The organism is Erysipelothrix tonsillarum DSM 14972, from assembly GCF_000373785.1.
GTDB classification, from domain to species: Bacteria; Bacillota_I; Bacilli_A; order Erysipelotrichales; family Erysipelotrichaceae; genus Erysipelothrix; species Erysipelothrix tonsillarum.
The window spans coordinates 244,124-269,599 of sequence record NZ_KB892379.1; the positions used below are offsets into that span (position 1 = coordinate 244,124).

General features: G+C 37.5%; 24 protein-coding genes. 19 read left to right on the forward strand and 5 right to left on the reverse strand.

Annotation, left to right across the window (positions count from 1 at the left end):
* The first annotated feature begins 3 nt into the window (after positions 1-3).
* The gene (locus B096_RS0106845; RefSeq protein WP_018580005.1) at positions 4-552 is read left to right on the forward strand and encodes a TFIIB-type zinc ribbon-containing protein; all 549 of its coding nucleotides are present in this window, start codon (positions 4-6) and stop codon (positions 550-552) included.
* A 32-nt stretch (positions 553-584) separates the two neighbouring features.
* Positions 585-827, forward strand: coding sequence for a hypothetical protein (locus B096_RS0106850; RefSeq protein ID WP_156813124.1), 243 nt, complete (start codon positions 585-587; stop codon positions 825-827).
* Between the two features lie 32 nt (positions 828-859).
* Here the strand turns inward: B096_RS0106850 and map are convergent, their stop codons facing one another.
* Entirely contained in the window at positions 860-1,612 is a 753-nt protein-coding gene (gene map, locus B096_RS0106855; RefSeq protein WP_018580007.1) for a type I methionyl aminopeptidase, read from the reverse strand.
* A 386-nt stretch (positions 1,613-1,998) separates the two neighbouring features.
* Here map and B096_RS0106860 point away from each other — a divergent pair, with 386 nt between their 5' ends.
* The 5 genes from B096_RS0106860 (at position 1,999) to B096_RS0106880 (ending at position 6,278) form a co-directional block, all read left to right on the forward strand.
* Positions 1,999-2,829, forward strand: a complete 831-nt coding sequence (locus B096_RS0106860; protein ID WP_018580008.1) for a PRD domain-containing protein — start codon at positions 1,999-2,001, stop codon at positions 2,827-2,829.
* An 18-nt stretch (positions 2,830-2,847) separates the two neighbouring features.
* Positions 2,848-3,519 carry an N-acetylmannosamine-6-phosphate 2-epimerase gene (locus tag B096_RS0106865; RefSeq protein ID WP_018580009.1) on the forward strand — a complete coding sequence of 224 codons (672 nt, stop codon included), beginning with the start codon at positions 2,848-2,850 and terminating at the stop codon, positions 3,517-3,519.
* A complete protein-coding gene (locus B096_RS0106870) occupies positions 3,519-5,018 on the forward strand; it encodes a PTS transporter subunit EIIC (protein WP_018580010.1) in 1,500 nt (499 codons plus the stop codon). The genes B096_RS0106865 and B096_RS0106870 overlap by 1 nt, the downstream gene beginning before the upstream one ends.
* Positions 5,019-5,092: 74 nt before the next feature.
* Positions 5,093-5,566 carry a PTS sugar transporter subunit IIA gene (locus tag B096_RS0106875; RefSeq protein ID WP_018580011.1) on the forward strand — a complete coding sequence of 158 codons (474 nt, stop codon included), beginning with the start codon at positions 5,093-5,095 and terminating at the stop codon, positions 5,564-5,566.
* Between the two features lie 274 nt (positions 5,567-5,840).
* Positions 5,841-6,278 (forward strand): hypothetical protein, encoded by a 438-nt coding sequence (locus B096_RS0106880; protein WP_018580012.1) that lies wholly within the window; start codon positions 5,841-5,843, stop codon positions 6,276-6,278.
* Between the two features lie 11 nt (positions 6,279-6,289).
* On the opposite strand, the gene B096_RS0106885 is transcribed toward B096_RS0106880, so the two are convergent.
* Both B096_RS0106885 and B096_RS0106890 read right to left on the reverse strand, forming a co-directional pair.
* Positions 6,290-6,673 (reverse strand): YxeA family protein, encoded by a 384-nt coding sequence (locus tag B096_RS0106885; RefSeq protein ID WP_018580013.1) that lies wholly within the window; start codon positions 6,671-6,673, stop codon positions 6,290-6,292.
* 97 nt (positions 6,674-6,770) lie between these two features.
* A complete protein-coding gene (locus B096_RS0106890; RefSeq protein WP_018580014.1) occupies positions 6,771-7,841 on the reverse strand; it encodes an endonuclease/exonuclease/phosphatase family protein in 1,071 nt (356 codons plus the stop codon).
* A 238-nt stretch (positions 7,842-8,079) separates the two neighbouring features.
* Between B096_RS0106890 and B096_RS0106895 the strand changes: the two genes are divergently transcribed.
* The 6 genes from B096_RS0106895 to B096_RS0106920 all read left to right on the forward strand — a co-directional run bounded on the left by B096_RS0106895 (position 8,080) and on the right by B096_RS0106920 (position 16,173).
* On the forward strand, positions 8,080-8,280 hold the full coding sequence (locus B096_RS0106895) for a cold-shock protein (protein WP_003775691.1): 201 nt from the start codon (positions 8,080-8,082) through the stop codon (positions 8,278-8,280).
* Positions 8,281-8,515: 235 nt separating this feature from the next.
* Positions 8,516-13,246: a S8 family serine peptidase gene (locus B096_RS0106900; protein ID WP_018580015.1), complete on the forward strand. Its 4,731-nt coding sequence runs from the start codon at positions 8,516-8,518 to the stop codon at positions 13,244-13,246.
* A gap of 134 nt (positions 13,247-13,380) precedes the next feature.
* Positions 13,381-14,229 (forward strand): undecaprenyl-diphosphate phosphatase, encoded by an 849-nt coding sequence (locus B096_RS0106905; RefSeq protein ID WP_018580016.1) that lies wholly within the window; start codon positions 13,381-13,383, stop codon positions 14,227-14,229.
* A 105-nt stretch (positions 14,230-14,334) separates the two neighbouring features.
* A complete protein-coding gene (locus B096_RS0106910; protein WP_018580017.1) occupies positions 14,335-14,928 on the forward strand; it encodes a PepSY domain-containing protein in 594 nt (197 codons plus the stop codon).
* 42 nt (positions 14,929-14,970) lie between these two features.
* Entirely contained in the window at positions 14,971-15,498 is a 528-nt protein-coding gene (locus B096_RS0106915) for a dihydrofolate reductase family protein (RefSeq protein ID WP_018580018.1), read from the forward strand.
* Positions 15,499-15,639: 141 nt separating this feature from the next.
* A complete protein-coding gene (locus B096_RS0106920; RefSeq protein WP_018580019.1) occupies positions 15,640-16,173 on the forward strand; it encodes a TetR/AcrR family transcriptional regulator in 534 nt (177 codons plus the stop codon).
* Positions 16,174-16,199: 26 nt separating this feature from the next.
* On the opposite strand, the gene B096_RS0106925 is transcribed toward B096_RS0106920, so the two are convergent.
* Entirely contained in the window at positions 16,200-16,739 is a 540-nt protein-coding gene (locus B096_RS0106925) for an FUSC family protein (RefSeq protein WP_018580020.1), read from the reverse strand.
* Positions 16,740-17,275: 536 nt separating this feature from the next.
* On the opposite strand from B096_RS0106925, the gene B096_RS09850 reads away from it, so the two are divergent.
* From B096_RS09850 to B096_RS0106955, 6 genes are all read left to right on the forward strand, one after another.
* Positions 17,276-17,386 (forward strand): AgrD family cyclic lactone autoinducer peptide, encoded by a 111-nt coding sequence (locus B096_RS09850; RefSeq protein WP_018580021.1) that lies wholly within the window; start codon positions 17,276-17,278, stop codon positions 17,384-17,386.
* Between the two features lie 96 nt (positions 17,387-17,482).
* Complete coding sequence (locus B096_RS0106935; RefSeq protein WP_018580022.1) at positions 17,483-18,202, forward strand: LytR/AlgR family response regulator transcription factor; 720 nt, start codon at positions 17,483-17,485, stop codon at positions 18,200-18,202.
* Positions 18,203-19,501, forward strand: coding sequence for a sensor histidine kinase (locus B096_RS0106940; protein ID WP_018580023.1), 1,299 nt, complete (start codon positions 18,203-18,205; stop codon positions 19,499-19,501).
* Positions 19,502-19,582: 81 nt separating this feature from the next.
* Complete coding sequence (locus tag B096_RS0106945; protein ID WP_018580024.1) at positions 19,583-20,152, forward strand: accessory gene regulator B family protein; 570 nt, start codon at positions 19,583-19,585, stop codon at positions 20,150-20,152.
* Positions 20,153-20,616: 464 nt separating this feature from the next.
* Entirely contained in the window at positions 20,617-21,933 is a 1,317-nt protein-coding gene (locus B096_RS0106950) for a uracil-xanthine permease family protein (protein ID WP_018580025.1), read from the forward strand.
* A 139-nt stretch (positions 21,934-22,072) separates the two neighbouring features.
* A complete protein-coding gene (locus B096_RS0106955; RefSeq protein WP_018580026.1) occupies positions 22,073-23,374 on the forward strand; it encodes a class II D-tagatose-bisphosphate aldolase, non-catalytic subunit in 1,302 nt (433 codons plus the stop codon).
* A gap of 42 nt (positions 23,375-23,416) precedes the next feature.
* On the opposite strand, the gene B096_RS0106960 is transcribed toward B096_RS0106955, so the two are convergent.
* Entirely contained in the window at positions 23,417-25,315 is a 1,899-nt protein-coding gene (locus tag B096_RS0106960) for an LPXTG cell wall anchor domain-containing protein (RefSeq protein ID WP_018580027.1), read from the reverse strand.
* Positions 25,316-25,476: the final 161 nt, after the last annotated feature.

Sequence of the window (25,476 nt, forward strand, 5' to 3'; positions counted from 1 at the left end):
TTCATGCAACGTCAAATAAAAAAAATAAATGTCAATAATAAACATCGGCTCTATGAACGAAAAACAGCCCGATTGGTCTGGGGTGTTCTGTTTTTCTTCTTTGGACTTTTTGGGTTTGTCGGTGATGTGCAAGATGCATACATCTATGATTACAGTGGATTGATTATAGGTATTGCATTTATGTTTGGGGGCTTGGCAATGGTATACAGTGCTACCAAAGCGAATCTTAATCTTGAACGTTATCATGCTTATAATCAATTAATTTTTAAAAAAGGCGTGTTTTCGATTGATATGCTCGCGCGTTCGATGGATAAAACATATGCGGAAACACTCCAAGACTTGGACCTTCTCGTTCGTAAGGGATATCTCCAAGATATGAGTGTTAATCGGGATACACGAATGATCGAAGGGCTCTTTGTCTCGAAATACAAAGCAAGCGTTAAATCGAAAATGGTACGCTGTCCTGGTTGTGGTGCAAATAATGAAGTGATAGAGCATGAAACTACAGAATGTGAATACTGTGGCCGTAAGCTCAAATATGAAGCTGACTAATGCGAAGACGACAATACAGTTATCTCTTTTTTATGGGATCGATTTTACTGATTGAAAGCGCATTTTGGTACATCAAAGGACAACCCATGAATTTAAAAACTATGGGTTTAGGGATTATCTATTATCGAAGTTTGCTTTTTGCCTTCAGTGCACGTTCCGCATACCGTTATGTAAAAGATTACCTGATCACGGAATCAAAAATATCTTTAGGGATAGGAAGTCTTGCAGGATTGTTGGGTGCGCTCCAAATTGTGATGTTAATTCAAGCGATATAAAAAACCGTTCAAGATTGTCTTGAACGGTTTTTTTATTTTTGTTTTGTCGTAATAAATGGACCATCTTTGGTGATTGCGAATGTGTGTTCGTATTGACAACTTAAACAGCCGTTATTGGTACGCGCTGTCCAACCGTTATCATCCAATTTCGCATAAGGGGTACTTTCATTAACAATAGGTTCAACAGTAATGACCATACCTTCTTTTAACTTAGCACCCGTTCCACGTACACCTACAAAAGGAACCATCGGTTCTTCATGGATGGTAGGGCCTAAACCATGTCCTGAGAAATCTAAAGACATTTTGTAACCAAACTGAGTTACGTATTCGTCCATCACTGCCCCAATATCTCCCACACGGTTTCCAACTTGAGCTTGTTCGATACCGAGATAAAGTGCTTTTTCGGTAACTTCCATCAATTGTTTAACTTCAGGGCTGGGTTGATTCCCAACGCAATATGCCCAACAGGAATCAGATAAGAAACCATTGAGATCAACACAAAAGTCAACTTTGACTAAATCGCCATCTTTAAGTTTTGTGTGGGTTGGAAAACCATGACACATTTCGTCATTCACACTACAACAAGTAGCATATTTGTATCCTTCATAACCAATTTGGGCGGCTATACCACCATTGTCTTCAATCATTTTTTGTACGAATTGGTCAATATCATGGGTTGATACACCTGCTTTAATGAAGTCACGGAGCGCTTCATGGATTGATGCAAGCAATTGACCGGATTGGAACATGCCATCAATTTCGCGTTTTGATTTAATCGTAATCATATATACTCCTTTATACTTATAGGTCTATTATACGCTTAATTAGAAATAATTAAACCAGAGGATGTGCGTCTCACATCCATAACACTCCGACAACATATATGATAAATGAGTGATATATTTGATATATTATGATAATTATTTTAATATAGGGTTAGAAATGCTGGTAATTCTGATAATAATTTTCAACAATGTGAAATTTACAATATATTTTACAATCTCGTTGATTTTGTAAGGGATTTCGGCTATAATCCATATGCGTGCAACTATATTTCGCATATAGGCATTAGCGAATCGAAATTTTTTTCGTGAGCTCTTGTTTCAGCGAGAAATAGTTGTTTTTTTGTTGCATGAGCTCAAGTGTAATCCAGGAAGAAGGAGATGAACCTATGAAGAATCAGTTCAAAGTAGTTAGAGCATTTACCCATAATATTGTTTTTGCGCAATTAGATAAATATGACTATATCTTAATTGGTAAAGGCATCGGCTTTGACGCTAAGAGCAAATCGATCATTGACGAGTCTTCCGTAACGAGTTTTTACCGTATTCAGGATTTAGATAAGATGAGTCAATATGAAAAGATTGTCATGAACACAGATGATCAAGTATTGCTTGTTACTGAAGCGGCAATTGCTTATGCGGAAAAGACTCTAAATTATAAATTTGATGAGTCAATTCATATTTCATTACTCGATCATATTAACTTTGCGATTTATCGTTATCATAATCGCGTTAAAATGAGCAACTTCTTCACCGAAGAATACTATCTTATGTATTCAGAGCTTTATGATATTTCAAAACATATGGTTGAAATGATCAATGAAGAACTTGACGTTGAACTACCTCACTCAGAAGTCGGATCTGTAATTCTCCATTTACATGCAGCGATGCATCAGGGTAAGGTGTCAAACAGTGCTTTTTATGCACAAGTGATTACAGCGTCGGTTGCATTTATTAATGACCGTATTCCAGAAGAATATACTCAAAACAGCGTTGGAAAGGCCCGTTTAATTACACACCTCAAATTTGCATTTAAACGGTCTGAAGATAATGTTACCCTTACCAATCCCTTGATTGATATTCTTCGTGAACGTTATTGTGAAGCTTATAAAATCTCTGAAGATCTTGCATTAATGCTTGATCAAGAGTTTAATATTCAACTTCCTGAATCAGAAATTGGTTATATTGCACTACACATTTACAATTTACAACACTCTTAGTGTTGAGGAGGTTAGATTATGTTAGAAGCTGTGAAAGGTGGTTTGATTGTTTCATGTCAAGCCCTTGATGGGGAACCATTACAAAGTTCGATGATTATGGGGCGTATGGCAATTGCTGCGCAAGCAGCAGGTGCTGTCGGTATTCGAGCACAAGGTGTACAAGACATTAACGAAATCAAACAAACGGTTAATTTACCGGTCATTGGAATTATTAAGAAAAATTATGAGGGCAGTGAGGTGTTCATCACTGCGACGCATAAAGAAGTGGAAGCGTTGCTTGGAACGGATTGCGAAATGATTGCTCTGGATGCAACGAAACGCACTCGACCTTTTGACGAAAAAACGGAAGACCTTGTTAAACAAATTCATGCGGGGGGACGTCTCGCTATGGCAGACTGTTCAACGCTTGAAGAAGTGATCGAGGCAGAACGAATTGGTTTTGATTGTGTATCATGCACGCTTGCAGGGTATACATCGTATTCAAAAAATGTTGATGGACCGGATTTTGAACTGGTAGAGAAGATGGTTCAATCTGTGAAGGTTCCTGTAATTGCGGAAGGAAAAATTCATTATCCTGAGCAATTAAAACGTATTATGGATCTCAATGTTCATAGTGCTGTTGTTGGTGGTGCCATTACCCGTCCTCAAGAAATTGCGACACGCTTTATAGAAGCGATTAAGGAGAAATAATGTTTAAACAACTACAAAAAATTGGTAAGTCATTTATGCTGCCGATTGCAATCCTTCCAGCTGCTGGATTGCTCTTAGGGATTGGTGGAGCACTATCAAACCCAAATACTGTAGCAGCTTATCCATTTTTAAATCAACCAATCTTACAGGCTGTATTCCAAGTTATGTCTGCAGCCGGAAATACTGTATTTGCAAATCTTGCATTACTCTTAACAATTGGTCTTTGTGCAGGTCTTGCGAAAAAAGATAAATCCACAGCTGTGTTAGCAGGTGTTGTTGGTTATCTTGTTATGAATGGAACAATGACTGCACTTCTTGGAATTTTTAGTCCAGAAGGCGCAGCTATTGACACGGGTGTTATTGGAGGGATTGTCATCGGGAGTGTCGCAGTATACTTCCACAATCGTTACCACAATATTCAATTGCCACAAGTTCTTGGTTTCTTTGGTGGCTCCCGCTTTGTACCAATTATTACATCATTTGCGGCTATTTTCGTGGGGGCAGCATTCTATATTGTATGGCCTCCATTCCAACAACTCCTCGTTAGTTGTGGCGATTTCATCGCAACTTTAGGACCTATTGGAACATTCCTTTATGGATTCCTTATGCGTTTATGTGGTGCAGCAGGTCTTCACCATATGATTTACCCAATGTTCTGGTTTACAGAACTTGGTGGAGTTGAAGTTGTCAATGGTGTTTCAGTTGCTGGTGCACAAAAGATTTTCTTTGCCCAACTTGCTGATCCAAATCATGTGGGTCTTTATACCCATGGAACCCGTTTCTTTGCAGGACGTTTCGCCACAATGATGTTTGGGTTACCTGGAGCATGTCTTGCGATGTATCACTGTGTTCCGAAAGATAAAGCCAAACAATATGGTGGTCTCTTTCTTGGGGTTGCATTAACTTCATTTATTACGGGAATCACAGAACCTATTGAATTTATGTTCTTATTTGTATCCCCAGTCCTTTATGTTATCCATGCCTTTTTAGATGGTGTATCATTCTTGATTGCAGATGTATTACGAATTTCAATTGGGAATACCTTCTCAGGTGGATTTATTGATTTCCTTCTCTTTGGAATCTTACAAGGACAAGCTAAAACACATTGGCTCTATGTCTTACCAGTGGGCGCACTTTGGTTTGTAATCTATTACTTTGTATTCAAGACTTATATCTTGAAATTCAACGTCCCAACACCAGGTCGTGGTGAAGATGAAGTTGCTCCAGAAGCAGCAATTACAACTAAAGATTCCCTTAAAGATGATTCCGTTAAAATTATTGAATATCTTGGTGGTCAAGAGAACATTGAAGATGTTGATGCATGCATTACACGTCTTCGTGTTTCAGTGAAATCTCAAGAACGTGTAAACAAAGAAGGTTTGAAAGCACTAGGTGCTACAGATGTACTTGTGGTCGGAGATGGTATTCAAGCAATCTACGGCGCAAAAGCAATTCTATATAAAAATAATATTGTCGATATCTTAGGTATCGACGAATAATACTCATAAATATCTGAATAAAAATACAATGGTCACCGTAGTGTTCATTGAGAAATTATGTATGGAGGTTCACCATGTTTGAACGATTTAAGAAAAAAGAAGAAGTTATGAAACCATTTGGAACTGGGATTGCACGCTCGTTAACTGCAGTTCCGGACCAAGTGTTTTCTCAAAAAATGATGGGGGATGGATACGCTCTTGAACTTACAGAGGGTGCAATTACTGCACCAGTAAGTGGTGAAGTTACCATGATTTTCCCTACAGGACATGCATTTGGAATTACAACGGATGCAGGCTTGGAACTTCTGATTCATATTGGTATTGATACCGTAGAACTAAAGGGCGAAGGCTTTGATGCTGTTGTGAAACAAGGTGACAAAGTAAAACAAGGTGATGTCTTAACACACGTTGACCTCGAATTCATAAAGGCACAAGGAAAATCTTTAATAAGTCCTTTTATCTTTACATCAGGTCAAAGTATTGTACTTCATAAAGAGAATGAGATGGTTGACCCCTCAACAGATCAACTCTTAACAATACAAAAGTAAATAACAAGCAAAGGGTCAAATCTCATCAGTGTGGATTTAGCCTAAAAGCAAACATGTATAAAACCATGTTTGCTTTTTATGTGCTCATAGCATGAAAAATATCCTAATTGCTGATCTACCGTATAAAAGAATGGGATGATTAATCATAATTCGTTTAAGCAAAGACCATGAGTGGAGATATATGACAAGTTCTATTTTGTGTGTTTAATTATCATCATTCCTTAACACAAATTTCTTAGAATTCAAGTATACTTTTCACCAAAGGAGGTGCATGATGGTAACATTTAGACGTCCATATTCACGAATTGTGATGAGTTATGTACTGAGTGTTCTGATACCGCTAATGAGTGTGGGACTTATGTTGCAGCTCATGCACAATCAAACGTCTTTGGACTATGATAATATCTTAGGAGCCACAGCTGCCTTAGCGGGTATCGTGATGGTTGCTTGTATTTATTTTTTAGTTCTGAAAGATGCAGTTAAAATAAGTGTCAGTGAATCGATGCTTATATACTATCAATTTGGAAAATTAAGACATTCTTATCATTTGAAAGATTATCAAATTGAGACTTATGCCGAAGGGTCACGAATGGATTTAGTATTATTCGCATACACGGGTGGTGATAAGGTTGTAATTCATTGCCGACCTTTAGGGCGAGAGAATTTTGAGGCATTAGTACAAAGGCTTAATCAAATAAAAACCAACACCTAAAATGTTGGTTTTTATTTGATGTATTGTAGAACTTTTTCGGGAACATCTTTTTCTAAAATAATCTGTGACTTTACAACGATCTGTTTGCTTTTGATGATATGCATGTAGGATCCAGGTTGTAGAAGTGATTCCGGTTTTTTTGCTTCAACTGAGAATTGGACATCCGTTGTTTCACCTTTTTCATTGTATGCAATCAGATTGTACTTCCGACCTTCACTCACAGCTTTATGTGCTGCATCATATAAAGTCTCAATTTCGGTAGGTGTATCTAAGGGAACACGTAGGTAATAATCACTGCCGACATATCGGTCCTGATAGTATTGGTAAGATTTAAACCCTGAAAATCCCACAACCACAAAAGCAATCGCAATTATAATAATTGTATGTTTTTTCATTGTAACCTCCTTGGCGCTTTAATTGTAGCATCAAAGAATCTTACATAATGATACAAAGGACTTACAGTTATGTAAGAAAAAAAATAGACACGAGTGTCTATTTAAATTTAATCGTCATGGTGACAGGATTGTGGTCGGAATATTTGAAATCAATAGTTCCCAGTCCAACTGTATCAATAATTTCGATATTGTCGGAAACAAGAAAACCATCGATGACCGCCATAAACGTTTCTTGAGGCCGATATGCTTTATCAACCGCACGTACTGAAGGATTAGCGGGGTCTACACCCCAATGGTAGCCGGAAGGAGCAAAGTCTTCTGGCAGCTCCATAATCCAGTCAGGATAAGAATCCGTCCAAGTGAAATTGTGAGAATCGGTCGTTGGCAATTCATGATTGAAATCACCACCAAGGACAACATAATTACCTTGGTTATATTCGCTTTCGAGTACCTCTTTCATCTGCGCAAGTTGTTGGACACGAACCTTGCCCCCTTTATCAAATGCGGAGAAATGAGCATTAATAAGGATAAATTCTTTTCCATTATCCATCGGGTATCGGGTCACACTGAATGCACGTTTAAGGTCAAAGAGTTGTTTTACCAAGGGTTCTTTCCCATTGAACTGATAGCGTGTGGAACTTAAGGGTTCTGCTTTTGATAGAGTGGCAATCCCACTTTCTGCCCCTCCCATTGGATGCGTGAACGGTACAGGAACATATTTCACTTTGTAATTAGGGGCGAAAATTCCGTGATAGCCTTCATTACGAAGGAGATCATATTGATTCACATTAAAACTGCGCTTGCCGGAAAGATCCACTTCCTGAAAGAGCGCGAAATCAGGATTGGTGTCTTGGAATATAGAGAGAATGCCATCCATATTTAGAAGCACTTCCTCGAGTGTATCAGCGCCGGCTTTATTACCACCATCCATAAAAAAGTCTTGGTCTTGGCCAAGTGCAGCATAGCCAATATTATAAGTTAATAAAGTATATGGTTTATTGGTGTAGAGTGTGGCTTGGACATGCGCCTTGTCAATAGCCAAATCCGTGAGCGGTTCTGGCTTATAATCTGTTAAGAAGGCGTAGCTAATCAAACCACCAAGGATGATTACAATGACAAGTACCAAACTGAGTAAGGCTTTCCAAATCGTTTTTAAATGTTTTTTCATGAGGAACCCCATTTCTATAATTTAATTTTACGTTAGTTTAACCCGTGCTACAAGATAAATGTATAAAAATTTAAAGTGACTTATTTGTGGAATTTTAGTGATAATTGAATTAGTTTTAATGTTTAGTAGTATTTAGCGAAATGATGTGATATACTGTAGAAGTTAAAAGATACTCATTGCAATTGTGTGAACAAAGTAAGCATGACCTTCTTAATTAACTAGAACTGGAGGCATACTTATGGAATCAGGAAAAGTAAAATTCTTTAATGCAGATAAAGGTTTTGGATTCATCATCACTGACAGTGGAAAAGAAATTTTCGTACACTACTCAGGAATTATTAGCGATGGTTTTAAAACTTTAAATGACGGTGATGTTGTTACTTTCGATATTGAAAGTGATACACGTGGTGATAAAGCTATCAACGTTAAAGTTGCTTAATTAAAACACTATAATTTAACTCTCGGAAACGAGAGTTTTTTTGTGCTTTCTTGTCATCACATTATTTGTTATTAGGTATCAAAAATACCCATAAGTACCCAAGATTTGCTTTCAAATATCGCGTTTATTGACGACATTTAGAAATTTCTTAAATATTCACTATTCGATTTTTTTTTCATGTATTATAAAAAAAAGTCATAGCAATAGGACTATATATAAGGATAGCGGTGGTATTATGAAAAAAAGATTTAAAAAATGGATGCCTCTTGTTTTGTCACTACTCTTAGTGATTACAACAGGTACAAGTATTCGTGCCAATGATGACGGTACACTAGCGGAAATGACACCAATGGATGATGTATCTGTGGTGCAAACACTTATGAATGACGATGAAATTGAAGAGGAGCCTATCGCTGTTGCTTCAGATCGAAGTGAACCCGTCGATATTATTGTGGAACTTGAAGCACGTCCAATCCTTGATTATGAGAATGAAATCAGTCAAGTTGGCAGCATCGGTGATTTTTCAGAGACGAAACAAGCTCAAGATATTGAAGCGGATTTGATTCAGTCTCATGAAACGATTGTGGAAAAAATTGCGGAAACAATTCAGAAAGATGTGGAAGTAGAGAGTAACTTTACACGTGTTATGAATGGTTTTTCTTTAAAAGCATCTTTAGATGATCTCGCACTGATTAAAGACATCGAGGGTGTTAAAAGTGCGTTTGTCAGTCAAACATATCAAATTCCTGAGCCCCAAATGGTTGATAGTAATCGCACCATCGGTGCTGATACCATTTGGACCCAATCGCATTATAAAGGTGAAAACATTGTCGTAGCAGTCCTTGATACAGGGCTTGATACCGGTCATCCAGCTTTCGCAGTAGCGCCTACGCAATCACGTGTTAATAAGCAACGGATCCAATCGGTTTTAAATAATAAAAAACTAAAAGCATCTGCGAATACACCGGGATTAACTGCAGATCATGTTTATATTAACGCAAAAGTTCCTTTTGTTTATGATTATGCCGATAAGGATTCGATTGTAGATCCAAGCGCTCATAACTATGGCAAACTTGCACATGGTACCCACGTAGCTGGAACGGTAGCAGGTAAAGATAACGCCGATTTTAGAGGTGTTGCACCTGAGGCCCAATTAATGATCTTTAAAGTCTTTAGTGATAATGGTGGTGGTGCCAGTGATGTGAGCTTAGTATCCGCATTGGAAGACTGTGTCTATCTCGGTGTGGATGTGATTAACATGAGTTTAGGGAGTGATGCCGGTTATATGCATGACGCTTATAAACCTACAAATGATATGTATAATCGAATTCGCGATAATGGGATTGTATTGGATGTTGCAGCGGGTAATGCGATGTCTTCCTCCGAAAAAAACCTTTACGGTAATGATCTCACACTTGCATCTGATCCAGACCATGGTATTGTCGGCAGTCCATCAACCTATGCCTCACCGATATCGGTTGCCAGTGTAAATAATACCAAATACCGTCCGGGCGATAAGACTATAGACCCAACCCAAGTTACGCTCTCAAGTTTTTCAAGTATTGGAACTACGCCCAATATTAGTATAAAACCTGAAATATCTGCTCCTGGTGCATGGATCCGTTCCGCGATGCCGCGTCTAAACGGTCAAAACTATGACGAGATGTCTGGTACGTCGATGGCTACGCCACATGTTGCCGGTGCTTCAGCCCTTATGAAACAGTATTTGAATGATAAGTTCGGTGCTTTAACCAATATCCAAAAAATGGAATTAACCAACAATCTTCTAATGAGTACAGCACATCCTATTGTACAAAAAGATGGTGCGCCGCAACCCGTTCGAAAACAGGGTTCGGGTATGATGGATATTAATGCTGCCGTTAAAACTCCAGTTTATTTAAGTGTAGATCCAAAGCAAACACATGATGGGTCCAATCGTCCTAAAATCGAATTGGGTGATGACCAGCAAAAGACGGGTAATTATACACTCAAATTTAAAATCACAAATATAGGAAATAAAACAGAAACGTATCAAATTACAGAAAAAGTAAGTGTTCCTGTTATTAAACGAAGTATGATGGAAGATCATCGTGAGTATGCCTTTATGACGGATGATAATCGAACTGCCGACATGAATCGAAGTGGTCCCACTTCAGTAACGGTTAAACCTAATGAGACAAAGGATATCAGTATTACCGTCCAATTGACGCAGACAGAAAAAAACCGTTTAAATCAAGAATTTGAGAATGGAACTTATGTGGAAGGATTTATCCAATTATCACATGCCTCAAATCCACAAGTCAGCATTCCGTTCTTGGCATTTTATGGCGATTGGGAGCGTGCACCGATTTTTGACCATGCCGCAGAGTATGAAATGGGAGTACGTGCAAGTAATTATGCACACCGTTATCTTTCAGAAAAGATGACGATGGGAGGAAATATTTTTGATCGTCGTCTTGTACATACCAACCCAAGTCGATTTGTCTTATCCCCTAATGGTGATGGCTTGTATGATAAGTTGACAGGTATTAACCTTGGGCAATTGCGGAATGTTGAGAAAATGACGATGCAAATCACTAATAAGCAAACAAAACAATTAGTCATGCGTGAAGAACGTCCAAATATACGTAAAACATTTTATAATAATAACTACGGTAAGCAGGTTCCTAACATTCTATTTTGGCCTTTCTCAACCTTTACGGGTTTGGATCAACAAAAAAATCCACTGCCTGAAGGGCGTTACGAGATAAAAATAAGCGCAGATTTAGGATATCGTCCAGGAGTTGATCAAGAAATTGTACATATCGTGCATATTGATACAACCAAACCTGTGGTACCTCAAGATAAAATTAAATTCACGGAAAAAAATGGTAAAGTCATGCTTCATGTTGAAAGCAGTGACAATACATTCTTAACACAAACTGCCTTATATCCCATCTATAATGGTGAAGTCCAAGTAAATCGTCCTTTGAAGAAACAATATACGCCATATGATCTTGTATCACGTCATGCATTTGATGTTGATGTGACCAATTTAAAAGGGCAAGAAGTGATGATTTCTGCGGTTGATGCGGGAATGCTTGAAACCAATTATAAAACAACTGTTCCAGGAACACCTTCACCACGTCTTAAAGTAGATGAATTCAAAATAAAAGTAGGTGAACAAGTCCAACTCGAACCTGAAAATTTTAAATGGAAAGAACCAACCTTTGAATCCGAAGAAGCTACGATTGCGGATGTGAATGATAAAGGTTTGGTTACCGGAATTGAACCGGGTGCTACATTTATTGTGATAAAAGATAAAAATGATATTGATCTTGTTGCCCTTATTGAAGTCTTTAAAGAAGAAGAACTAGAAATTCAAATGAAAGAAGGGGAAAAACGTCAACTTACCCCTTATAAACTTGACGGTAAGCTAACCTTTGATTCTGATGCACCCCATATTGTTTCAGCGCGCGATACGGGTGAAATTGAAGCGCATCAAAAAGGGAAAGCAAACATTCTTGTTCAAAACGCTTATGAAAAAGTAACCTACAGTGTTGAGGTCGTTGATCAACCTAAATATAAACCAACACTTTCCTTTGAACAATCCCGCTATGAAATAAACTCAGGTGACGTGATAACACCACGTCTTATTATTTCAAATAATGACCCAAATAATCCGCAAGTGGTAACCCGTTTACTAACAAGTAATGAAGAGCATGTTAGTGTAGCGGGACTTAAATTTACTGGCGAACACGCTGGAGAAGCTGCTGTAATTGCAGAGTTAAAAAATGGAGCCCGTGCAGTTACGAAAGTGAAAGTAGGGGGCTTAGATACTAAAAAACTAGATATCCTTATAAGCCAAGCAAGCAACCTTGTTGCAGAGGATTATACGAAAACATCCATGACATCGGTTACTACCGTTCTTGGAGAAGCTAAAGCACTTCGAAAACAGAAAGGTGCAGATCAGTCACAAATTGATGCGATGACCGAAAAACTCAAAAAAGCACTTGATAGCTTGGTAGCGGTAATTAAAAACCTTCCCAAGACAATGGAAGTTGAAGTAGGAAGTACGTTTAAGTTAAGTCCAAAACCAGCGCAAGGCAAGTGGGTTTGGGATGATTCCTATCTCGAAGGAACCCTTCAAAATAATGATCAAGATATGTTATTTAAAGGTATAAAAGAAGGTCAAACCGATGTCCGTTATCGTACAAAAGATGGTGAGGAACAAACTGTTACGGTTACCGTAAAGGCCAAGCCAAAACCTGTTGAAATAGATCCTATTGTACCGGAGAAACCGAAAGATCCTGTTGACCCTGTAGTGCCAGAGAAACCGAAAGATCCCGTTGACCCTGTAGTGCCAGAGAAACCGAAAGATCCTGTTGACCCTGTAGTGCCGGAAAAACCGAAAGATCCTGTTGACCCTGTAGTGCCAGAGAAACCGAAAGATCCTGTTGACCCTGTAGTGCCAGAGAAACCGAAAGATCCTGTTGATCCTGTAGTGCCGGAGAAGCCGAAAGATCCTGTTGATCCTGTAGTACCGGAGAAACCGAAAGATCCCGTTGATCCTGTAGTACCGGTACCGGAGAAGCCGAAAGATCCTGTTGATCCTGTAGTGCCGGAGAAGCCGAAAGATCCTGTTGACCCTGTAGTACCGGAGAAACCGAAAGATCCCGTTGACCCTATAGTGCCGGAAAAACCAAAAGACCCTGTGATACCAGAAAAACCTAAAAAACCGATTGATGGGGGTGCTAAGCCCATTATCAATAAACCGGTTATAAAACAACCGATTGTCGCTCCAAAAGAGCCTGTGACAACCCATCCAGAACAAGTAGTGGATCAAAAACCTGTGATTCAATTTAGTGGTGTGGCCAGCGAGGCACTCCCTAAAACGGGTGTTTCACACCAATATCGTGGATTTACGCTACTTGGCATAGGGATTATGTTACGTGTTATTAATGATAAGAAGAACCGGTTAAAATAATATTGAGGAAAGGGGAGTGATCCCTTTTCCTCTTTTTATAAAAATTTACAATAAATTCATTACAAGGAGACGACAATATGTTATTCTAAACATAGTCTGTCAAAGACATAATATAAAAATAGGAGGACTCTAATTTGATTGAGTTATTAAAAGTTATAATCCTCGGTATTGTTGAAGGAATTACAGAATGGTTGCCAATTAGTAGTACTGGTCATATGATTCTGGTTGATGAATTCCTAAAACTGAATGCACGTCCTGAATTTAAATCAATGTTTTTTGTTGTAATTCAATTGGGTGCTATTCTTGCCGTTGTAGTGATCTATTGGAATAAACTGTTCCCATTTAAGAAAAACAAGCAGGGTAAAGTAACTGTAGAAAAAGATATTATTAACATGTGGTTAAAAATTATCGTTGCTTGCATCCCAGCAGGGATTGTGGGTGTGCTCTTTGATGATTGGATTGATGCGCATCTTTATAATCCAACCGTAGTAGCAATTATGTTAATCTTATTCGGTGTGATTTTCATTGTTGTTGAAAACCGTAATAAGAATACGAAACCCAAAATTACTAAGATTTCAGAAATTACATATCAAACAGCCTTTATCATTGGACTATTCCAACTTATTGCTGCAGTATTTCCTGGGACATCACGATCAGGAGCTACAATTGTTGGTGCATTGATTATTGGTGTATCACGCATTGTTGCGACGGAGTTTACCTTCTTCCTCGCTGTGCCTGTTATGTTTGGAGCCAGCATTTTGAAATTAGCAAAATTCTTTATTAAAGGAAATGGATTTATGTTCTCGGAGTTTGCTTTATTGATGGTGGGGATGATTGTATCCTTCATTGTTTCTGTATTTGCAATCCGCTTCTTATTGAACTATCTTAAGAAGAATGATTTCAAAGCCTTTGGTGTTTACCGAATTGTTCTAGGGATTATTGTGTTATTATTCTTCTATGTAATCCGACCAATGTTATTCTAAAAGGAGCGAAAGCTTCTTTTTTTTACAAATCACAAGACAACACACAGTTTTATTGAAAACTATATGCTAGAATATATTTATAAGAAATGAGGAAGGACTATCGACATGAAAAAATTCATATGTATTTGTTTGATCTTAGGAATCGTTACTGGGTGCGCGGAACGTAGCCAAAAAACCGAACCTGCCCTAACCCATCCCAAAGATAAAGAGGTTCATAAACTACCTCCAGTCAAACCTGATACAGAAAAAACCGATCCTGCTCCCGATTTGTCATTTGTAGATGCTATCGATTTCTATTTTTCTTTACATGATGATAATTCAATTATTATGGAGATAGCATATCGACCTCTTCATGATGAAGGGATTTATGAAGTCAAAGCAGCAGTTGAAGATAATGAAGTTGAAATCATGTTTGATGCGAACCATGCCATCATTTCTGAGACGAATGAGTACCTCGATCGTGGTGACCTCATCGAAGTTGAACGTGATGGGTTTACACGTGATGATGTTTTGGAATTGATTCCTGTACAGGATGCAATCAGTAAGGCTCTTGAAACAAAGCCTGGACAGTTTGTTGAAGTGGAATTACAGAAGAAACATAACGTTTTTGTTTATGAGATTGAAATCAATGGTGAAGGTCATAAATCCTTTGATGTCAAAATTGATGCAAAGACCGCAAAGGTACTGAAAGTCGATTAAGAGCTAATATCAATTAGCTCTTCTTTTTTTTGAAGGAGGCCTATGAAAAAAATTAAATTATTTATTGCTATGAGTTTGGATGGTTATATTGCGGATGCATCAGGTGAAATTCAGTGGCTGGATTCGTATAATTCTGTAACAGATGACTCATATCAATTATTTTATGAAACCATTGACACTGTGATTATGGGTAGCAAAACGTATCAACAAATCACTGAGGTGCTTTCCCCGGAAAGTTATCCCTATAGTGATGCAGAGACGTACGTCTTCTCTACAAGGCATCTTGAACCTCAAGAACGGGTAACAATCGTGAATCAACCTGTTGATTCCTTTGTATCCTCATTAAAAGAAATGCCGGGCAAAGATATTTGGATTGTAGGTGGAGCAGCTATCGTGGAACCATTGGTGAAAGCAAATCTTATTGATGAATATTGGATTGCGGTGGCGCCAGTGTTATTGGGTGATGGTATTCCTTTATTTTCAAAAATGGATTTCGTACAAACGTTGGTTCCAATGAGTGCTGAGCACATTGGTCAACTGGTGTATTTAAAATATCAAAAGCGCAAATAATTGCGCTTTTTTTGTTGCGATACTACGCAATCGAATTCATTATGAAATAAGTGTGAAAAATGAGCGCGATAGTCCTTGACTTGTATACATGTCAGTTGTATTATAAGTGGAATGACACACATATGTCGCAAAGAGGTTATGATGAAACAACAAGAAATTATTAGAAGAACTGTCCCATTTATAATTATGAATCCCACTGCTACGGTTAATGATATTGCAAAGAATGCAGGGATAAGCCGTGCGACATTTCATCGTACGTTTACGGGACGTGATGAATTGTACGATGTAATGGCTCGAGCATGCATTGAAGAAATTGACACAGCGCTTAAAGGTCTTGAACGAAAGTTGGATTTGTTTGAATCCCTTAAAGATATTGTCCATGTTTTGATCGAATTAGGTGACCGGGTATATTTTTTATACTATTATCCTGATGGATTGAATTCAGAAGCATTAAGACAGGACTGTCATGCAATTCTCAAACCACTGTACACGGTAGTATTAAAAATGTATAAAAAGAAAATGTTAAATCAAAATGTGAATGAAGGATGGATTATCAATACCATCAATAATTATGTTTCGATTGCTTGGGTTCAGGTGTATGTGGGTAATGTTACGCTTGAAGAAGCGGTAGATAATACGATGCAAATGTTACTTCATGGTATTGTTGCGTATTAAAAAAACGTCTTAACGAGATAATGTCGCTAAGACGTTTTTTTATTTGAGACGGGAGGTGCTACTTCAGAACAGTTTTCTTCTTTAAGATTGATGTACTTATTAATAATTACAGAAATTAGAATTCCAAAAAGTGTTTCTAAAATCCGTCGTACCATATACTGAATCGCATCCCCTTGCGTTCCATTATGATTTAATAAGACGGCAAGGACTAAAATCGCAGACATGGATGTAGCATATTCACGAAGGTTGAGAATCTTACATAGGGTGAGATCAATCAGAAGCACCAGTACAATCAGTACTGTATAGAGCAAAGAATCACTGGATATATTAAAATTGATGGTAACAATCAAAAAAAGGATTCCAATAACCCCTCCGAAGAGGGTTCCTAGAATCCGGTCATGTGAAGCTCGCACAGCATGTTTCGGAGACGATTTCATCATTAATACGGCAGTGATTGCGGCATAAAAGGGCGCGGGATATCCAATGAGCCATGCAGCTATTAAACAAATTGCGACAGCTAGGGTTGTTTTTAATATTCTTAAACCGGGTAAATATTTCGTGTCCATAAGGCACCTCGATTTTCTATACATCATAAAAATACAAAATATACTCAATTTCATACAAATTATACATAAAATATCAATTTATGTCATTCTTCCGTTAATATAGGTTTGCATAACATTACAAAAAAAAATCATAACCTTCTTTGTATGTATGCAGCACAAACTATAATAAAGGTTCATCAGTGTGTGATGAGCCATGTGCACCATCTTTGGTGAGACTACTGCTTTTCGATGAAGTTAAGTAACATTTGAGAAATACCAAACGGAGATGAACACACTTCGTAGTTCTTATTTAGGTATGGTGGGATATTCTAAATAATTTCGGTATCTCGTAAATCATTATATCGCACATAATGCATTTATGCGCTTGAGTATACATGACCATATAGGCAAGCGTTGTTACTTCAGTTATCATTCTAACGAATGACGATATGTTTGCGAATTATAATAAGACGCAAACAAAGCACATCGTACCAAAATTTGTTTTGATCAAGGGGATGTGAAGCATTACAAAGATTTGGGGCGGAAGGAGGAGGCCAATGAAAAAAATAGTTAATCACGTTGTGCAAGGGTTACTGAAAATTTCAGACCAAGCAACAACATTATCACTATGGTCTTTCTATAAGCCAGAATTACCAAAGAAAAAATAATAAAAAACCTTGGTTAGTAACGGACCAAGGTTTTTTTATGACTTCAATTTTAGGATTGGATTATGCTATAATTTATGCAAAGGAATGGTATGGCTTATGATTAAAATAGCAATTGTTGATGATGAACCTGTAATGCATGAGCGACTAAGAGATGTAGTGAATCAAACGCTCCTAAGTCGAGACATTGATTATCGCATTTTAGTCTTTGATAATGCTAACGATGTATTATCATGCATCAAAAAGACCAAACTTGATATTGTTTTATTGGATATCGAATTGGGTTCTCGAAATGGCGTTGAATTAGCAAAACGTCTTTCGCTCGATAGTCCAAGCACTGTGATTGTTTTTATCACTTCGTACGAAGGTTATATTAAGGATGCCTTTGGACTTAATGTGTACGACTATATCCTAAAGCAAGAATTGGATTTACAACTGCCAGAAGCGCTAATTCAGCTTACAACGCGACTTACGCAGCGGGACAGTCTTGTATTTAAGTTCGATTCAGGGATTTTGAACTTAGAACTGGCTGAAATCGTCTATGCCCTGTATGAGAATCGTAATATTACGATTTTTACACAGGACGAATCGTATATTATGAAATCAACCAGTTTGACCAAAATTTATGAACGATTACCTGAGGCGATGTTTATCCAACCAAACAGTCGCTATATCGTGAATATGATGTATATTCAAGAAATGCGAAAAGGTATTATCAAATTAAAGGGATATGACGATGTGATTGAAGTATCACGGGGACAGTTTAAAAATTTATATCAAAATTACTTAGATTTTTTGGTAGAAAGCGAGCGGCTTTAAATGACAAATGAAGGTATGATGCTCATAGGGGAAGCATTGTTCTGTTTATTGGACGTGTTACTCCTCTTTAGAGCTGCACAAGTCTTTCTCACGCCCAAAGATAACAATAAGTTTAAATTCTGGGGTGTTACATTCTTAACATCCTTTTTAATTTTTAGTGCAACAGTTTCAACGGCCTTTTCGTCCTTTGTGTCGATTATTATGGCCGTTTTACTCGTTATCTATGTTTTTATTCTCTTCGATGGAAGTGTGTTTGCGAAAATTATGTCTGCAATCGTATATTACCTTCTATTGGGAATTATCACAATCTTAGTCATATCAGCAGTTGTGAAGATTACAAATATTCAAGTGGATATTTTAATGGGAGCGACTGAACTACGGATGATTGTGATGTTTGGGATTAAAACCATTACCATCATACTGATCGAATTACTGCGTCGTTTTCTAAGGCCGAAACAATATACCCAAGATGTTTTTGTATCCAATTATACATTGGGTTATCTTGTCGTGAATCTATTCGTCATTATTGTTCTTTTTGATATTGTATTAACACAAGATTATATTATTTGTAAAAATCTTATTTTTTATTTTATTATTATTCAAACGATCTTAATATCAATTATGTTTATGATCATCAGTAATTATTTTGAGATGAAAGTTAAAAATGAAACCTATCAAACCATGATTGATGCTTTTAATCTCTATCAGAAACGTGAAGTAGAACGTGTCGAATCAGATGTGGAAGTCTTAAAACTGAAACATGATTTAAAAAATCACATGGTATCGTTATCTTATATGCTTGAATCGGGAAAGGATGACGAAGCCCGTGATTACATTCATGAACTAATTCATCACGAAGCCTTAAAGACCTATGTGAACACATCCAATCCCGTTGTGAATGCGATCGTTAATTCTAAAATCACCCAAAATCCAAAAATTCAATTTGTAACCCGTGTCGGTATTTCAGAATTTAATCTTGAACCTTATGATTTAACGGTTTTACTGGGGAATGCTTTGGATAATGCAATTGAAGCAGCTTCAAAGTGTGATCGAAATCGAATTGTAAAGTTATATCTTGAAGAAAATCGTCAATTTTGTAAGATACAAGTCGTAAACACCTTTGATGAAAAACCACGAATTAAAGACGGTAATTACCTGTCAAGCAAGCGTCAAGGTGATAAACGTGGCTTTGGCATGGTAGCAATGAAAGAAATTACCCAGAAATATGCAGGTAAGATGGATACGAAAATTGAGGCTAATTATTTTAAATTAACGATCATTCTTTCGAAAGCATCATAATGTGCATAAAAAGATACAATATAAACCGTTTCATGTTTATCGTGTATCTTTTTTTCATATAATACGTAGAAGAGGTACCGTATGAAAAAATTATCAGTGAAATTAAGTCATAATTTCTATAAATTTGGATATATTGAAGAAGATGATTGTGATCGCATGCGTTTTGCTTTAGAGGTGGTGATGTCCAATCTTTTTACCTTTGGTTTCATTATTCTTATGGGGATTGTATTTCATCGTTTTCGTCCAACGCTTGCATTTGTGGTGTTATTAGGGGCGTTACGAAGTCTTGATGATACCTTTCACTCAAATTCATTTTTAGGCTGTTTTTCAGTTACGGTCTTAGCTTATGCATTCTCGGTTTTTGGACCGAGTGTTATCGATGTCAGTTTTAAAACACCGTATATGCTATTATCATCGTCTTTTTGTGGGTCAGTAATGCTCACATTTATGTTTAATCGAAATAACATCAATATTAATAAAACATCGGGATTTATGAGTTACATCATTATTATGTGCATGATTCTATTCATTCTAACGTTGGGCATTCCTCAAATTTCAGAAATTATTTTGGTGGTGATGAATGTCATTATGGTTGTAACTGTCACCTTCGCGCTCGGTCAAATTATTAATATTCGTGAAGAACATAGCTAATTAAAAGGATTAAAAAAGACTGCGTACCTGCACAGGATGATCGGGTAGGCAGTCTTTTTTTTATGGTTAAATTCAGTGTAATACCTGATTTTTATAATTCAAAGGGGCTTGCAATCTCAACATCAAAATCAATAACTAAGACAGTTCAATTTTTGTTTGTGTAGACTTGTGGCTTTCTTTTCTCAATCGATTCATGTTGTTTGCAATCAAATTAAATCTGTTTCTAATTCGATTCTCACTTTCCAACATTAACCCATAATTCGTGCTTGTCTTCTAATGATTATCTGTGCTATAATGCCAATAGTATGAGTCCTTTAAGTTGTGACAGAGAGCACAACAAGGTACGCAGTCAACTTTTGTATTATGATGCATAAAGCTGCTTTTTACCTTATTTAAACTTAAAGGACACCTTCGGGTGTCCTTTTGTATAAAAGACCATACGGGAGAAAGAAGAGGTTTTACGAATGAGTCATAATCTTACAGTAGGGGTTCATGAGAAACCCAGTTCAACAGGCAAGTGGATCATCTTAAGCTTGCAACATGTCTTTGCGATGTTTGGAGCAACAATTCTTGTACCGTTTTTAACGGGTCTTGATGTTGGGGTTGCGCTTGTCGCAAGTGGAATTGGAACATTAATTTATATTATATGTACAGGTGCAAAAGTTCCAATTTATTTGGGAAGTTCCTTTGCATATATCGGAAGTGTTGCGGCAGCAATCGCTTCAACTGGAGGTGCCGCGAGTGCCTATACCGGCCTCATGGTTGTTGGTTTAATCTACTTAATCGTGTCCATTGTGATTACCTTCACCGGAAGCGGTTGGATTAAAAAACTTTTACCGCCAGTAGTGGTAGGGCCAATGATTGTGATTATTGGATTATCCCTTGCACCTACAGCTGTTAAAGAAGCGGGATTAATGGGTATTGATGTTCTATTAGAACAAGGAAAGTATATAGGTGTTCAAGGTGCTGCTTGGAAAGTGCCCTTGGTTGCATTTGTAACCTTTATGAGTGTTGTCCTTGTTTCCATTAAAGGAAAAGGATTTATTAAAGTTGTGCCATTCTTAGTTGCTATTTTTGTGGGATACTTCACATCAGTTGCTTTAGGACTTGTAGATTTAAGTACAGTATTTCAAGGCTATAGTTTTTTCCAAATGCCGAAATTTCAATTCCTGGGAACTTATAAACTCGATTTTACGGCCGTAGCAGCCTTTGCACCCTTAGCACTTGTAACGATTGCTGAGCATATTGGAGACCACGTTGTTTTAGGAGAAATTACGGGTGAAGATTATCTTGAAAATCCAGGTTTAAATCGAACCATTCTTGGGGATGGTCTTGCAACCTTTGTATCTGCCGCAATTGGTGGACCTGCAAATACAACTTATGGTGAAAATACCGGGGTTATCGCAATGACCGGAGTTGGATCTGTTTATGTAACAGGCCTTGCAGCCATCTTCGCAATTATGCTTGGATTCTTAGGTTGGGTACAAGCATTTATCACAAGTATCCCATGGGCAGTAATTGGTGGGATGACCATTGTGCTCTACGGTTTGATTGCATCAAATGGTATTAAAGTTCTGATTAAAGACCGAACTGATTTATCCAACATGAAAAATTTAGTGGTTGTAGCTTCCATGCTCGTCATTGGATTGGGCGGAGCAAGTGTACAAATTACAGCACAAACATCGTTAACCGGTATGAGTTTAGCGGCGATTGTAGGGATTGTACTGAATGCCTTCCTAAACTTTATTGATAAACCTTCTAAGGTTAAAGAAACGCACTAAAACGGCTTATGCCGTTTTTTTTATTTTGCCCCATCGTTTGCATTTTTTAGGTGTAAATCGAAAAGTACAACTGAATTGTTTATTAAACTAAATCACTCAAAGTATGAACATGATAATCTATAGTCGAGAGGTGACAAAGATGAAAAAAAATCCATTATTTTTACTTAATAACAAACGCCCTGTGGGTGTTTATTCTGCATGTACAGCAAGCGGACCTGTACTTGAAGCTACTTTAGAGTTCGCAAAAGAAAAGAATTCTTCAGTTGTTATTGAAGCAACCGCAAACCAAGTTAACCAATTTGGTGGTTATACGGGGATGCAACCCGCTGATTTCAAAGCCTTTGTATATGAGTTATCAGATAAAGTAGGTTACGATAAATCACGCATCATTCTTGGTGGTGATCACTTAGGACCTTTAACTTGGACTGACCTCAATGAAGATGAAGCGATGAAAAATGCATGTGACTTAGTCTATGCTTATGTTCGTGCTGGCTTTACAAAGATCCATTTGGACACATCCATGCGTGTTGCAGATGACAGTACAACAGAAATGTTATCCAATGAAACCATTGCACGTCGTTCAGCGATGATGGCTAAGGTTTGTTTAGAAGCTTATGATGATCTTTTAAAAGAAGATCCTGAAGCCGTATTCCCAGCCTTCATCATTGGGAGTGAAGTTCCAATTCCAGGTGGTGCTCAAGAGGAAGAAGATACACTTGCAGTAACATCTCCAGAAGCATTTAAAGAAACATACCGCGTATTCCAAGAAACTTTTAAAGCAGCAGGCGTTGAAAAAGTGTTCGACTCTGTGATTGGTATTGTTGTGCAACCAGGTGTTGAATTTGGTGATGCGGATTTATTCCAATACAATCGTGAAAATGCAAAAGAACTGACAGATACATTAAAACGTGAATTTGATTCCTTTGTATTTGAAGGACATTCAACGGACTATCAAACACCAACACACTTACGTGAAATGGTTGAAGATGGCATTACAATCTTAAAAGTTGGACCTGCATTAACATTTGCATATCGTGAAGCATTATTCTCACTTGCTCACATTGAAAATCAAATCTGTGAAAATCCTTCAAACTTTGTGGATGTGCTTGAAACAGCAATGCTGGATAAACCTGGCAACTGGCAAAAACATTACCATGGTACAGAGAAAGAATTATTCATTAAACGTAAATACAGCTATAGTGATCGTGCACGTTACTACTTACCAGTACCTTCCGTACAAGAAGCAATTGCACAATTAGTTGCGAACTTAAATGCAGTTGATATTCCAATGACCTTGATTTCGCAATACATGCCTTATCAATATCGTCGAATTAAAGATGGAATCATTGAAAACAATGCGGATGCTTTAATCAAAGACTATATCAAACTTTATTTAGAAGATTATCAATATGCAACGCATGTTGATGAATTAGAAGCATAAAAAAACAAAACCCGCTCTGATGAGAACGGGTTTTTTTAATGCTTATTTTTCTTTTCGGTTGAAGTAAATCAAGAGGGCAAAGCCTACAATCGTAATTCCAAGTCCCAATAAAGCATTTGAATTAGAACTTACACCGGTATTAGGCAGTTGCGTAGGATAAGGAACATCTTCGCTATCAATTAAGCCTGAGTCGTCATTAATTACAAATTTTGTATTGACCTCAGTGGTGACATTACCATTTTCAACCCGTTCGCCTTCTTCTTCGCTATTCGGATTTGTAACGAGTGGTGTTTCAGGAAGGATTGGTTTTAATTCGGGTTTTACTTGTGGTTTGATTAAAGGTTTTTGGTCTACTGGTTGTTCAACTTCAGGTAATGTTGTGTTAGGTTGCTCCTTAGGCTCATCATTGATAATATGAACCATTACATGTTTATCTTGAGCGGTATGATGTACTTTATCCGTGACACCGACTGTTACATCATAGTCACCCACCGCATTGAAGTCGACTGCTGTTTCCATATCTGAATCAATATCGACACCACCAATCATCATTCGTGCATTGCGATGGCGTACATGAGCATGTATTTGAGTAAGGAAGGCCGCTTCATCACTTACTGTACCCACTTTATAACTGATTTCTTGGTCCACATAAAGTTCATCATCCTCTACCAAATCCCATGATGCATACAGAGGTGTATCCGCTGTAACAACATCACTGGCTTGAGCAGGTTTGGTAGCGTCTTGATCATAAAACCATCCTAAGAATTGATGAAGAGGATGTGTCAATGTAGGGAGTGTTCCTAATGTTTCATCTTTGTATGTATAGAAAGCATCTGGATTTTCCACATCACTAAGTTGTGTTTCATATGTGACAAGATTTTTATTAATATTTAATTTTACAGCGTTGGATACTACTTCGGTGTTTGAGCGTTCAACACCAATAACAACACGATAATAGGCGCCATCATTTGCTTTCTGTGCTGCAAAGGACAAGGCATCTGCTGTTTCACCTTCAAGATCTACGAACGTTTCGTTGTCTTCACTGATTTGCCATTGATAGGTGAGTTTGAAGCTTACCGGAGCATCGATACTTGCATCGGTTTTAAGGGATACGGTTTCTCCGAGATCGTATGTATCGTTTATAACAACGGGTTCATACGAAATGGTTGCATCGTTATCAATTTCATAATAAATGTAATTACCAAAACTAAAGTAGTGCCATGCACCATGTGAATGAGGCCATAGCGATTCATCTTTTTCTTGACTGATTTCAATAATTTTACCGTTATTAACTTTGCTTGTTTCCGCATTATAAAGATCATAAGCTAAAACATTGTTTTCACGGCTATTTGTTGATATTTCAGTCATGTTCCATCCATTATTTACTAATGAATTAAAGGGACCTGAGAGGCCAACTTCAGGAATCGGTGTATCTGCTTTAGGACGTAATTCCAGTGCGTTTTTGCCACCATCCGTCATTTTAAGACGAATACCATTCGGGTTTCCGGGAGTCACAGTATCCAGTGGATTCCCATCAATATCCACCCAAGGGTTTGGAACCTTCCATTGTCCTTCTTCATTATCCCAAACCATAGCTGTCGCAGCTTTACGACCGCCACCGTACCAATCTTTTTTATAATACACATGATCAATCGCATTGGTTACATATTTCAAATGACGTCCCTCGATTGATGGTTTGAGATAAAAATTAACGTTAAAATCAAAACCGTCATGACGTTCATTATTTTTTCCGTTATTAATAATATTTACTTGGTAGAAAAAGAAATCAGAATCGACACGCCCGGATGCGTTCGCAAACTTTTGATTTACCACTACATCTTCCACTACGGTTGTGGAAGCAGCTTGGACACTGGTTAGTGAAGCTGTAAAAACAAGTGCGGTTAAGATTCCCATGCTTAATTTTCTTATTGTATTTTTCATATTATTTCACTCCATTCTTTTGTGAGTTCATTATAACTTTACAAAGAATGCGTAACTTAAAAGTGTCATAAAAAAACGTATCGATGATATGAAATCTACATATTCCACATATACTTCACAAACAACACAAAACGAACACAAAAAAAGAGATGCCGAAGCAC